The organism is Flagellimonas algicola (assembly GCF_005937185.1).
In the GTDB taxonomy this organism is placed as follows: Bacteria; Bacteroidota; Bacteroidia; order Flavobacteriales; family Flavobacteriaceae; genus Flagellimonas; species Flagellimonas algicola.
This window is the reverse complement of the sequence record NZ_VCNI01000002.1, coordinates 600805-612684: the sequence shown is the minus strand read 5'-3', so window position 1 is coordinate 612684 and position 11880 is coordinate 600805. Positions and strand designations below refer to the sequence as shown.

Sequence of the window (11880 nt, the reverse complement as noted above, 5' to 3'; positions counted from 1 at the left end):
CCGTATGGAAACAATTCTATTGGCCCAGTTCATGGGAGGCTTTTATGGGCTTTTGGCTGTCGTTCTAGGTGCTTTCGGAGCTCATGCCCTAAAAAAGAAATTGACCCCTGATCAGCTGCATAGCTTCGAGACCGGGGTCAAATATCAAATGTATCATGCCATTGTGTTATTGGTTCTTGCCTTTAACCTTGGTTTTGACAATGCACTGGACAGCTATATCGTCAATTGTTTCGTTTTTGGAACCTTACTTTTTTCCTTTAGCATTTATGGATTGTGCATGAGTGCAGCAGGCGGAAAAAAACTACGCTTTTTGGGCCCCATTACCCCCTTGGGAGGTCTGCTCTTGGTTGCAGGATGGGCTCTTTTGCTCTATTCGTTTGTGTCGTCTATGTTGTAAGCGGTCAATCAATCTGAACGGGTTCTATTTTACCATAAAACCATGGAGTATGCTGATTGGTAACGGCCACCCATTTCCATTGGTCATTCTCTTTTTGCGCACTTAGGGTCATTAATCCAATTTCCTTGTAGGTAGTATCAGCTGGATGCTCTTTTTTGAACCAAAACATCTTCCAAGAATAGTAGGCGAGGGCACTGTTGTCATCCAACAAACGGATTTTAGGTTCCCCAATTTCATAGTAATAGTCCAAGGAGTCATTTTTGGCAAACATTAAATGAAACCTTTCCAATTCCTTTTTTCCTTCAAAAAAATATCCTTGGGAGTTTATCCAGGTGGCATCATCAGCAAACTGGGGCATGACCAAGGCCACATCCTTCGCTATCATGGCCTCCTCCCGAAGAGCAATCATTTGGGTCAGGCCCAAAGAATCCTTTATCCTTGTGTCAGCATCGGCATTAAACGACTTTTCATTCATACAACTCGAAAGGATCAAAGTTGCCAATCCAAAAAAATAGAATGGTTTCATACCTTAAAGTCGTAGATACATGTTCCCATTAATGGTGTTCAGTTTCAACCGATAGGTGGCATTGTCAAAACTTCCTTCCACTTTTTGGCCCACATGTCTGTCAGTTACTTTTAAGTCCAGTTTTTCATCAGCATAAATTAGTCCGTGAATGGTTTCCGCAGTAAGATGTGAATCCCTCATCGCCAAATCAATTTCTCCGTTGATGGTCTTTAAATCCATATTGCCCTTGTACTGGGCGATGTCTATATTGCCATTGATCAAATCCGCGGTAAAATCCCCTTCAATTACTTGGGCTTTAAGATGCCCATTAATGCTGCTAACGGTAAAGTCGGCGTTTTTTGGCACATAAAGCACATAATTAAAGGTGTACATATCGCTGGTATGATAGTAGCTGTGCTCCCCCGCGGGACGAGTTTTTTCCCACTCGTCATGAAATGCCTTAAATACTGCTTCTGCATTAGATTCAATACCAATATAGCCTTGACCCTCATCTATGTCCAGTTTATAAAGATCTAAATACTTGCCTTCTTTGGTGCGAAGTGTCGCCTTAAAATAAACAGTAGATTTATCCCAAGTCTTGACTTCAATATCCGAAGCAAATTTCACATCCACATCGATTACCTGATTGTTGTAATTGATGTTCTTTTCTATGACTTTTTGAGCGCTAAGTGATAGGCCCATAAGGCCCATCACCAGCAGTACTGCTAAATTTTTCATGATGTATTGTTTTTTGAGATGAATAAACTTAAAGTTGCCTACTGCTTTCTTAGGTAAATGTTCCCGTTGGTGGATTTTAGGGAAATCTTCACCCCGCCATTGTTGATGGCAGCCCTTACTTTTCGGTCAGAAATGGAGGTTAATCCGTTCTTCTCCTCCCGTTCGAGTTCAAAGTTGGTGTAAATGTCCCCATTGACGGTTCCAAGTTGCAAATCCGCAGGAGTATTGGCGGGAAGGGTCACATCCACATCATCGTTGGTGGTATAGATGGAAATAGGGGTGTCTTGTTTTACCGTAGCAAAGTCCACTGTGATTCCACCGTTCAGTGCGTTTGCAGTAACCGGTCCGTTGACATTGGAAATTTCAATACTTCCATTCAATTGGGCATTGGCCTCCACTTCCCCGGAAAAGCCGTCAATTTCAATATCCCCGCTCCAAGTACTTTTTACGGAAACGTTTTGGGTTTTGGGAAGATAGATGATGGCTCCTTCCGATCTTCTTAAATTCTTTACGATCAAAGTATTTCCGTCCTGAACCACATAAAATCCGACTTCTGTATTGTCCGAACCTCCTTCGCCAACCAGCCGGAGACCTTTAGCTTTTTCTGACACTTTGGTGCTTCCACTTGCCTTAATCCTGATTTCGTTGGCAGTTTGTGTGCGAAGGGTAATATCCGATTTGGATTCAATTTTCACCCATTCCACTCCGCTCAGGGCCTTGTTGTAATCTCCTTGTGCCGTGGACAGGGTACTGATCATTAATGCTACTACTAAAATTGATAATTTTCTCATGATTTTTCGTTTTTTGATGCTTCGATTTATCTCAGCAGTTATTGTTATATGATTTTTGGCAAAGCCAATTTGATTTCATTTTTCACAAAGGGTTGGGTATCCTCTTGCTCCAACAATCTTTGCATGGGTGCTACCGCTTTCTTTTCTTGGTTTTTCACCAAAGTCTGAATGATGCCAATCTGAATACTTGGATTTTTCTCTTTTTCCAGTGTTTCGATAAAAATCGATTTTACCATCTCTGACGAAGCAAAACCGGAGAGCGCCTCAAAGGCATTGAGCCGTACAATATCATTATCGTCATGCAACAAACGCTTGGCCAAGGCCTCTACTATTGCCTCATCCGGATTTGGAAATTCCTCGATATAACTCACTCCCTGAATCCGTTTACTGGCAGATTGGTTTTCCATTAAGGAAAGCATGGCCGTTTGTTTTATTTGGAGACTTTCTTCCAGAATGGCAGCTACATCTTGATTGGATTTTTCCATTTCCAAGATTCTACCCGTTTGAAAAGCGGCGATGAGCAAGGCAACACTGGCTGCTATTTTGAGCAAGTTGGATGCCCAGCTGCGTTTGTTGTTTTCAAGTAGAACCACCTTGGATTGGGAAAGCTTTTCTTGTTCCAAGACCTGATTAAACTGATTCCTTAATTTATCGGATGGTACCTGAACCTGTTCTTCTTTAAAAGCGGTGAACAACGTCCTGAGTTCCTCCAATTCTTTTCGGCATGATTCGCTTATAGCAAGATGGTCTTCCACTTGTTGCTTTTCCTTGGGAGACAACTGTCCATCCAGGTATGCTGGTAATTGGGATGAAATAAAATTATCTTTTTCCGACTTCATATTTTTCTAATTGGACTCCAGATAAATGACCCGGAGTTTTTTCAATATTCTACTTACTTTGGTTTTTAATGCACCTGGCGTACTGCCTACAATTTCGGCCAGTTCCTCATAGCGTATTTCCTTGTATCGGTTCAAAACTATTAGTTCTCGATCTTGGGGGCTAAGTTGGTTTAGGGCATTGTGCAATTGGCCGTAATCCTCCTGCCGTTCCGCATCATTGGCAACCGTTTTATATTCCAGTACATCCACAGGTTCATGATATTTGTGGTTTCTGGTAAAGTGGGTCTTCAGGTTGTTTCTGGCAATGCTAAACAGCCAGGAAACAAAAGCCCCATCTTTATAAGAACTTCTATATTTTATCAGTTTATAAAAAACATCCTGTGTTAAATCCTCACTCAACATGGCATCTCCAGACATCTTATACAGATAGTTGTAGACATGCTTGTGGTGCCGGTCAAAAAGAACCTTGAGCAAATCAAGATTGCCGTCGGCGACTTTTCGCATTATGATTTCATCTGAAAGCGCTTTCAATGCTATTCTTTAGCTGATTAGTTATCCTATATAGTCAGGAAATTAAGAAAGGTTACACTGGAAGTGAAAAAAAAGTCAAAAAAGAATCATCTGCTAATGCAGACCAGAATTAAAAAACCAAAAAAGGTGAAGAGGAATTAATCGCAACCGCAACCGTCCTGTCCACAGGACTTGGAATCCTTTTTTTTGCCAGAAAGCAGAGATTTTGGCAGAAGGAATTTCCAGACCAAATATCCAAGGGCAAATGCCAAGGTGAGATAAACCAATATATGTTGCACTAGATCCATTAGTTAAGGATTTGAAAGGCGGTCAATGCCACAAGATACGCAAAAACGCTCATGAAGACCAGTTGAAGCAGGGGCCATTTCCAGCTGTTGGTCTCTCGTTTTACAATAGCCAAAGTACTCATGCACTGCATGGCAAACGCATAAAAAAGCATCAAGGATATGCCTGAGGCCAAATTGAAGAGTGGTTTTTTACCCGTTTCGTCCAGCTCGGCGGCCATCCGATTTTTAATGGTTTCTTCCTCATCACTACCTACACTATATATAGTGGCAAGGGTTCCTACAAACACTTCACGGGCTGCAAAGGAGGTTAAGACGGCGATACCAATTTTCCAATCGTAGCCCAAGGGTTTTACAACAGGTTCAATGGCTTTTCCAGCGTAGCCAATATAAGAATGCTCCAATTTATGACTTGCTATTTCCTGGGCTTTTGCACGCTGCTCCAAATCAGCTGTCAAGAGCTGTATGGAATCTAGCGATGCTTTGGGCATCACTTCTCCCGACTGGATTTTCCTTATTTCGATATAACTGTCGATATTGTTCTGGATGTAATTTTTACTATACGGGCTGAGACCTTCTGCTTCTATTCTCTGCGAAACAACTTCCTCTGCATTTTTAAAGTCTTCAGAAGATCCGTTAGATCCCAAAAACCAAAGAATTATGGAGATGGCTAGGATAATTTTACCTGCACCAAATACAAAACTTTTGGTTTTTTCGAGTACCGTATAGGCGACATTCTTGATAAGGGGCAAACGATAGGTGGGCATCTCTACCATGAAGAGGGAACGGCTACGGATCTTTAGGATTTTGTTTAAAATGGATGCGGAGAAAATGGCCATTCCAAATCCTAACAAGTACAATAGCATCAATGTCAAGGCTTGGTAACTCAACCCCAAAATTCTACCATCGGGAATCACCAGGGCAATAAGAATAAGGTAAACGGGAAGTCTGGCCGAGCAAGTGGTGAACGGGGTCACCAAAATGGTAATCAACCTTTCTTTCCAGTTTTCTATAGTCCTAGTAGCCATTACCGCAGGAATAGCACAAGCAGTACCAGAAATTAAAGGGACTACACTTTTACCGCTCAGTCCAAACGGCCGCATAAGTTTATCCATTAAAAATACCACTCGGCTCATATATCCCGATTCTTCCAAAAGGGAGATAAATAGGAATAAAAAGGCAATTTGCGGGATAAAAATGACTATGCCACCAATACCTGCCAAAATCCCCTCGGCCAATAAATCGGTAAAGACCCCAGAGGGCAAGGTGCTCTTTAACCACTCCCCAGCATTGGCAAATTGCTCATCAATAAAGTCCATGGGGTAGGTACTCCAATCAAAAATAGCCTGGAAAATCAGTAATAAAATGGCAAAGAAAATTACGTACCCAAAAACTTTATGGGTCAGGATTTTGTCCAGAGAAGCCCGTAATCCCTTGGCCGCGTTGAAATCCACCTTGTAGGTTTCTTTTAGGGCACTATTAATGAACTGATATCTCAGAACCGTTTCCCTATGCTGTAGTTTTTTGAGTTCGGTTTTGGATTTGGTGGAAAAAGAAGTGGCATCCTGAATGCGCTTCTTTTCAATGGGCATGAAATTTACATCCTGGGTGATGACCATCCAAAGCTTGTAAAGATCCTCATTAGGGAAAGCCTTCTGTAATCGGCTAAAATATTCAGGAGCAATACGGGATGTATCTATATTTGGCTTATTGGGGAGGGACTTGTAATTTTCAATCAGCTCTTTTATATGATCTATGCCCCTGCCCTTTCTAGTACTAACCAATGCAATCTTGGTATCCAACTTTTGCTCCATGGCGGCCAAATCAAGGGAAATACCTTTTCTGGACATCCGATCGGCCATATTGACGACCAAAATTGCCGGAATCCGAAGGTCTTTGATTTGGGTAAAAAGCAGCAAGTTTCGCTTCAAGTTCTCGACATCGCTAACCACCACGGCCACATCTGGGAAGTCCTTGTCGTTTTTGTTGAGCAAGAGTTCCACCACAACACTTTCATCCAGAGAAGTGGTGTTTAGGCTATAGGTGCCGGGAAGATCCAAGATTTGAGCTTTCTGCCCGCTGGGAAGTTTACAAACCCCCACTTTCTTTTCAACGGTAATACCTGGATAGTTACCCACTTTTTGTTTGAGGCCGGTAAGTTGATTAAAAACAGAAGTTTTTCCAGTATTGGGATTACCGATCAGCGCAACTTTGATGCTCTTACTCATACGGAGGTGGGGTCTTCTTCGATTTCAAGTTCTATTTGCAGGGCAAGAGAGCGTCTAATGGCAATATGACTTCCGTTTACATTGATGTAAATAGGATCTTTTAATGGGGCAACCTGTACCACTTCCACAGTGTTTCCTGGCAAGCAACCAAGTTCCAACAGTTTAATGGGGAGGGTTAAATCGGAAAATTCTTTGATTATTCCGGTCTGTCCCTGTTTTAAATCTAGAACGGTTGCCACAAATCTTATTTAGAATAAATTTAAGTAAGGGCAAAAATAGGCAAAAATGACCATATAATATTGCCAAACTTTTACTAATTGGAGAATGTGCTTATTGCGCATAACTGGACTCCAAAATGGCAAGATCGGAAAGCAGTTGGTCAATCTCCTCGCGATTGGTTCCGTCATAAAATCCTCGGATTCTTCGTTCCTTGTCCACCAAGATAAAATTTTCAGTATGGATCATATCATAAGGGCCTCCATCCCCATCGGTCTTCACTGCCAAATAGGATTTTCTGGCCAACTCATAAATCTGTTTTTTATCCCCAGTGACCAAATTCCACTTGTGGTCTAATACCCCTTTTTCTTTGGCATATTTCTTTAATTGGGCAACCGAATCAATGGCGGGGGTAACGGAATGTGATAGTAATAGCACATCATTCTTGTCCATTATGGAGCGTTGGATCTCGGCCATGTTCTTGGTCATTATAGGGCAGATAGTGGGGCAGGTGGTGAAGAAAAAATCAGCCACATATATTTTATCCTTATAAACTTCCTCTGTGATTTTTTCACCATTCTGGTTAATCAATTCAAAGTCGGCAATGGTATGATACTTCTTTTTATAATGCAGAGTGCTATCCACCAAAGCTTGATCCACCATGGAAGGTTGGTACACTGGAAGCGTCTTTTTGGGTTGTAACGCATTGTAAAAAAGGTAAATGATCACTGCTGAAAGCGCCAAAAGGACGGCACCAAAAAACTTGAACTTGGAAAAGAAATTCCTCATGGCACAAAATTACGTTCGACCCAAGGAATCATCAAGCGAAATAGGGTTTTTGTTCCTAAATCTTTCTTAAATACGGTCATTGCCCAAAATCATCTTTTTATAAAAGGGCTAAAAGCGTACTTTTGTGGGCTTAATATAAGATATAGAAGCTAATGGATCTTTTCACACAGATCGTAATGTTTATAGTGATCATCTCTGTTTTGGTGATTTTGCACGAATTGGGACATTTTCTCCCGGCAAAATATTTTAAGACCAAGGTGGAGAAGTTCTACCTCTTTTTTGATGTCAAATTTTCCTTGTTCAAAAAGAAGATAGGGGAGACAGTATATGGTGTTGGGTGGCTACCGCTGGGAGGCTATGTAAAAATAGCCGGGATGATCGATGAGAGCATGGACACCGAACAAATGAAGGAAGAGCCCAAACCATGGGAATTCCGTAGCAAGCCAGCTTGGCAACGATTGATTATTATGTTGGGCGGGGTTACGGTGAACTTTCTTTTGGCTTGGGTCATTTACACCGCAATGTTTGCCAGTAACGGGGAGACTTTTATTCCCGTAAACAAGATTGAGCACGGATTGCATGTGGATCCTGTGAGCGAAAAGATTGGACTCAAAACAGGAGATAAAATTCTTGAGATAGACGGGAAAAAGGTTGAAAAACTGGACCGGTACCTATCCATGGATATTCTGTTTGGGGATGAGATCAAGGTGTTGCGTGACGGGCAGGAAATGACGGTTCCACTTAGCGATGAAGGAAAAAAAGCCGCCCTGGAAAGTAGAGGACGTCAATTTATCGTACCAAGATATCCAACCTTGGTGATTGGACATGTGTCTGATAGTTCCCAAGCCAAAGAGGCAGGTATCCTGGTTGGGGACAAGCTGGAAAAAATCAATGGTCAGTCGCTAAACTTTTGGGATGAGGTTACTACCCAAATCAATGGGAACCGAGGAGGTACTTTGGATGTCGAGATCAGTCGGGATGGCCGGTTGATGAATCTTAACGTACAAGTGCCTGATAGTTTGCCTGTTGGTATTGCTCCAGATAGAAATTTGGCTACAGAGCAGTTGTCCATTACCAAGGAATTCAGTTTTGCTTCTGCCATTCCTCGTGGATTTATGGAGACCATCAATGTGTTGGTAAGACAGGTAAAGCAGTTTAAACTGATTTTTAATCCTATCATTCAGGGATACAAGCAAGTCAAAGGACCTATTGGTATTGTGGAGTTGATGCCCACGAGCTGGGATTGGGGCTTCTTCTGGAGCTTTATGGCCATGTTCTCCGTTTGGTTGGCATTTATTAATGTATTGCCCATTCCTGCCTTGGATGGCGGCCATGTGATGTTCTTATTGTATGAAATGATCAGCGGAAGACCACCTAGCCAAAAGGTTTTGGAACGGGGTCAGATTGTAGGATTTGTGATTTTGATGGGATTGATGGTGGTTATCTTTGGCAATGATATCTGGAATATTATCAAAAGATTTATTTAGCTATAAATTGCTTGTGGCGTTTTAAAGAAACTGCTATATTTGCACCCGCTTAAGGTAAAAATATTCCTCCTTACCTGCCTGCCGGCAGTCAGGGCTCAGAACTGAGCTTTTAGTTTTTCCGGCAGATTTGAGGTAAAGATGTAAGATTAAAACTTGGCTGTATTTATTGATTTTCCTCCTTAGCTCAGTTGGTTAGAGCATCTGACTGTTAATCAGAGGGTCCTTGGTTCGAGCCCAAGAGGGGGAGCTTAGTAAACAAAGGCCTTTCGAGAAATCGAGAGGCTTTTTTCTTTTTATAGGCACAACATAGGTACAACAATTATGTTTTTTGAAAATAAAAAGAAGCTTGCCGCTGAAACAACATATTTTCTTAGGTCGGAGTACGCTTTTTTTCGTTGTTTGAGGCAGTTTGAAGTAGTTTCTCTATTATTTCTTTAAGCTTATTTTTTTTACTTTCATTCCAGACAAGACTTCCGCTATTTTTTAATTCCCGATCTTCTAAAATTAATTTATAAATATTTCTTTGTCTTCCATTGTATTCAGTAATATTAGCAAAATTGCTATTAAAAAACTCTAGAACTTTCTCAAGATTTTCTTCTCCCTTAAGAGCTAGAATGGCCAAATAATGTAACATCTTATCATTAATTTCATTTTTAAGGTCTTCTGCTGTTTTTGAAGGTCTATTTATCCAGTATTTGACAATATAGTTATGGGGAGCTTCTGAGGTACCCGAATTCAATCTGTATACTTCTAACAAAAATTCGGCAATAGATCGATTAGATTCGGTACCAAAATCTTTTTCAAACAGTCTTTTGGCATTGTCACAAATTGCTTCTATTTCGTTGCCGTAAGGTGTTCTCTTTCTTGCATCTTTTGTCGCCTTCCAAAAAGCACTTAATAATACATTGCGCTCTATTGCTCTCTTTTTATGATCCTTGTCTAAAACTTCGTCAAGCATTGAAATAGTTATATGATTGATGTCCTCATACCTTACGATGTTATTGCCAATCTTTTCTTTTAATTTAGTCTCCAACTTGGAAATCATATTCTCTCTATCCCGATAAATTTCAATAGCAGTTTTATTGCCGAAGTTTTCAGTCTTAAACTTTTTGATTTCTTTCTCTAGTTGAGAAAGCTCAATTTCTTGCTTTTGCCTTAAGTTTATTATTCTAAGTTTATTGCTTTTATCGTACTCTGGGATTATATTAATATTTCCTATTTTCATAGGAAGTTCCCTTGATTTTCCGCAGATTATTTTGTCTAATGAAATTCCTTGCTCAAAAAGATTAGCAGTAAAATCCCATTCATTTACATTTTTTTTATCAGTATCCTCTGGAATATCGACGTTTCTTCCTTCAAAAAACTTTACTTCTAAAGAGTTAAATTGGACTTTTCCATTAAGCTTGATCTTACCAAGTTTATAAGGGTTATTGGGAATACGTTGATTCGTTTCATTACATATCAATATAAACCTCTCAGGATTTTGTATAATGTGACGACTATATATGCTTTTCGAATTAACAATGGAATCCTTATCATCATCGTAAATAATGAAGTTGGACTTATTTTGCACCTCAACTGACCAATTAAATGATACGATGAATAGGATAATAAGAGAAACAACTAAGAGGACTCTGGTCCAAGCTTTTGTATTTAGACTTTGATAAAGTTCTAGGTTTAGGTGTAATTCAGGATACTCAATCAAGGATTTTAAACTTTCAAAATTAAATAAATGGGATTTGAGTTTTCGCATGGATAGTCCAAAAAAGGTCAAGACAGAACCAGTGATGTATGCAATTGTTTTTTGATCCCAAGTACCTGATAGATAAACATCATCATTGTATTTAGTATTCCAATAAACTAGTAAAATGGAAAGAAGCGTTAGCCCACCTAAGTTCAATAGTACTTGTTTGTTTTTCTTCGTTCTAAATACCGATGTTATTTTTAACTTATGCTTAGGGCTATTTGATAACTGACAACTAATCGATATTTCTACATTCTGAAAATTAGTAAAGTTGAAACCAAGAACGAATTCCGCATTATTATCATTTTCTAAGTGAGAATCATAATCAAAATCCGTTGGAGCTTGTATTGAAAATTTAAAAACTAACAGGTTATCAGTTGAATTAATATTAGATTGGAAGTTAATAGGCCTAGATAGTATGGGCTCACCTGCTATTGTAGTGCCATCATTATGGGCAGAATATGGATGTATTGAAACTGTAGTCGCCGTTGAGAATTGCTTTGAATTTATTTTTGAGCTAACAGCAGTTATACTTGCAAGTCCTTCTGGACCAGATTTAAAATTTTTGAAAATAATAGGAAGCTCAACATCTAGTTGATTATCTGATGATCCCTTGCCAATACAACCTTCATAATTTGAATGGATTTTCATTATAAGAGCAATTTGTGATTGAACTACGCTCCATTGTTAAGCATTTTGTCTTTTTAAGGAACGAACTGGGGGAAACTTTCTGAAAACTTTAAAATAAGAAAAAATAAAGAAAAATATAAGTAATTACTTATAAGAATTAAAGCGCTGTAAAGTATTTTTCCATAAGATAAAATGAATCCGTCTAGTAATGGTCAATGTGCCTATCAATACATTTAAGCAGATATTTCGATTACAGTATTGATAATGGAAGCCTGTTTTAATTGATTATTGATAAAAACCCTGTATTCGAAAAGTTAAAATTTCTTCCATTTTCATCTATCCATATATGGTGGGCTACTTTGATTTCAATAAAAATCGAAGGTCATGGAAGAAGAAAACAGAATTACAAAGCTGTTGGAAGATATCAAATATTTATTGAGTAATACTAAAAAGGTAATGACGGTAGATGATCTTGCAAAATATACAGGACTCTCTAAAAGCAAAATCTATAAACTTACCCAGTTAAAATTAATACCAACAGGTAACAACAAACACATTAGACAGAAATTTTTTGACAAAGATGTAATCGATGCTTGGCTTATGGGAAAGCCGAATCTCTCCGATGAATATCTGGAACAAGAGTTCAATAAGAAGCTACTAAAGAGTAAAACGCAAAATAACTATTGACCCGTTGGAGTAAG

13 protein-coding genes and 1 tRNA gene are annotated in these 11880 nt (G+C 39.4%); 4 read left to right on the top strand and 10 right to left on the bottom strand.

All coding sequences use genetic code 11. The annotated features are described in order from the left end of the window. Positions 1-4 precede the first annotated feature (4 nt). Complete coding sequence (locus FGG15_RS11585; RefSeq protein WP_138836369.1) at positions 5-397, top strand: DUF423 domain-containing protein; 393 nt, start codon at positions 5-7, stop codon at positions 395-397. Between the two features lie 4 nt (positions 398-401). Here FGG15_RS11585 and FGG15_RS11580 read toward each other — a convergent pair whose 3' ends face one another. The 9 genes from FGG15_RS11580 to FGG15_RS11545 form a co-directional block, all read right to left on the bottom strand. Then, complete coding sequence (locus tag FGG15_RS11580) at positions 402-923, bottom strand: nuclear transport factor 2 family protein (protein WP_138836367.1); 522 nt, start codon at positions 921-923, stop codon at positions 402-404. Between the two features lie 3 nt (positions 924-926). After that, positions 927-1640 (bottom strand): DUF4097 family beta strand repeat-containing protein, encoded by a 714-nt coding sequence (locus tag FGG15_RS11575; RefSeq protein ID WP_138836365.1) that lies wholly within the window; start codon positions 1638-1640, stop codon positions 927-929. Positions 1641-1678: 38 nt separating this feature from the next. Further along, positions 1679-2431, bottom strand: a complete 753-nt coding sequence (locus tag FGG15_RS11570; protein WP_138836363.1) for a DUF4097 family beta strand repeat-containing protein — start codon at positions 2429-2431, stop codon at positions 1679-1681. A gap of 44 nt (positions 2432-2475) precedes the next feature. Next, complete coding sequence (locus tag FGG15_RS11565; RefSeq protein WP_138838260.1) at positions 2476-3270, bottom strand: zf-HC2 domain-containing protein; 795 nt, start codon at positions 3268-3270, stop codon at positions 2476-2478. A 6-nt stretch (positions 3271-3276) separates the two neighbouring features. Next, positions 3277-3801 carry an RNA polymerase sigma factor gene (locus FGG15_RS11560; protein WP_138836361.1) on the bottom strand — a complete coding sequence of 175 codons (525 nt, stop codon included), beginning with the start codon at positions 3799-3801 and terminating at the stop codon, positions 3277-3279. Positions 3802-3938: 137 nt separating this feature from the next. Beyond that, a complete protein-coding gene (locus tag FGG15_RS20195) occupies positions 3939-4088 on the bottom strand; it encodes a hypothetical protein (RefSeq protein WP_202619551.1) in 150 nt (49 codons plus the stop codon). Further along, a complete protein-coding gene (gene feoB, locus FGG15_RS11555; RefSeq protein WP_138836359.1) occupies positions 4088-6313 on the bottom strand; it encodes a ferrous iron transport protein B in 2226 nt (741 codons plus the stop codon). Before feoB ends, FGG15_RS20195 begins: the two co-directional genes overlap by 1 nt. Then, the gene (locus FGG15_RS11550) at positions 6310-6552 is read right to left on the bottom strand and encodes a FeoA family protein (protein ID WP_138836357.1); all 243 of its coding nucleotides are present in this window, start codon (positions 6550-6552) and stop codon (positions 6310-6312) included. The genes feoB and FGG15_RS11550 overlap by 4 nt, the downstream gene beginning before the upstream one ends. Positions 6553-6643: 91 nt before the next feature. Further along, positions 6644-7318, bottom strand: coding sequence for an SCO family protein (locus FGG15_RS11545; RefSeq protein WP_138836355.1), 675 nt, complete (start codon positions 7316-7318; stop codon positions 6644-6646). Positions 7319-7470: 152 nt separating this feature from the next. On the opposite strand from FGG15_RS11545, the gene rseP reads away from it, so the two are divergent. Both rseP and FGG15_RS11535 read left to right on the top strand, forming a co-directional pair. Then, positions 7471-8805 (top strand): RIP metalloprotease RseP, encoded by a 1335-nt coding sequence (rseP, locus tag FGG15_RS11540; protein WP_138836353.1) that lies wholly within the window; start codon positions 7471-7473, stop codon positions 8803-8805. A gap of 173 nt (positions 8806-8978) precedes the next feature. Further along, a tRNA-Asn gene (locus FGG15_RS11535) sits at positions 8979-9052 on the top strand. Positions 9053-9175: 123 nt separating this feature from the next. Here FGG15_RS11535 and FGG15_RS11530 read toward each other — a convergent pair. Beyond that, positions 9176-11200, bottom strand: a complete 2025-nt coding sequence (locus FGG15_RS11530; protein WP_138836351.1) for a hypothetical protein — start codon at positions 11198-11200, stop codon at positions 9176-9178. Between the two features lie 363 nt (positions 11201-11563). Here FGG15_RS11530 and FGG15_RS11525 point away from each other — a divergent pair, with 363 nt between their 5' ends. After that, positions 11564-11866, top strand: a complete 303-nt coding sequence (locus tag FGG15_RS11525; protein WP_138836349.1) for a helix-turn-helix transcriptional regulator — start codon at positions 11564-11566, stop codon at positions 11864-11866. Positions 11867-11880 lie beyond the last annotated feature (14 nt).

What these genes read in the sequence shown, in the direction of transcription:
- FGG15_RS20195 (WP_202619551.1), bottom strand. Translation starts at nt 4,088, where the DNA reads ATGGATCTAGTGCAACATATATTGGTTTATCTCACCTTGGCATTTGCC.
- FGG15_RS11545 (WP_138836355.1), bottom strand. Translation starts at nt 7,318, where the DNA reads ATGAGGAATTTCTTTTCCAAGTTCAAGTTTTTTGGTGCCGTCCTTTTG.
- rseP (WP_138836353.1), top strand. Translation starts at nt 7,471, where the DNA reads ATGGATCTTTTCACACAGATCGTAATGTTTATAGTGATCATCTCTGTT.
- FGG15_RS11525 (WP_138836349.1), top strand. Translation starts at nt 11,564, where the DNA reads ATGGAAGAAGAAAACAGAATTACAAAGCTGTTGGAAGATATCAAATAT.
- FGG15_RS11570 (WP_138836363.1), bottom strand. Translation starts at nt 2,431, where the DNA reads ATGAGAAAATTATCAATTTTAGTAGTAGCATTAATGATCAGTACCCTG.
- FGG15_RS11575 (WP_138836365.1), bottom strand. Translation starts at nt 1,640, where the DNA reads ATGAAAAATTTAGCAGTACTGCTGGTGATGGGCCTTATGGGCCTATCA.
- FGG15_RS11580 (WP_138836367.1), bottom strand. Translation starts at nt 923, where the DNA reads ATGAAACCATTCTATTTTTTTGGATTGGCAACTTTGATCCTTTCGAGT.
- FGG15_RS11565 (WP_138838260.1), bottom strand. Translation starts at nt 3,270, where the DNA reads ATGAAGTCGGAAAAAGATAATTTTATTTCATCCCAATTACCAGCATAC.
- FGG15_RS11530 (WP_138836351.1), bottom strand. Translation starts at nt 11,200, where the DNA reads ATGAAAATCCATTCAAATTATGAAGGTTGTATTGGCAAGGGATCATCA.
- feoB (WP_138836359.1), bottom strand. Translation starts at nt 6,313, where the DNA reads ATGAGTAAGAGCATCAAAGTTGCGCTGATCGGTAATCCCAATACTGGA.
- FGG15_RS11585 (WP_138836369.1), top strand. Translation starts at nt 5, where the DNA reads ATGGAAACAATTCTATTGGCCCAGTTCATGGGAGGCTTTTATGGGCTT.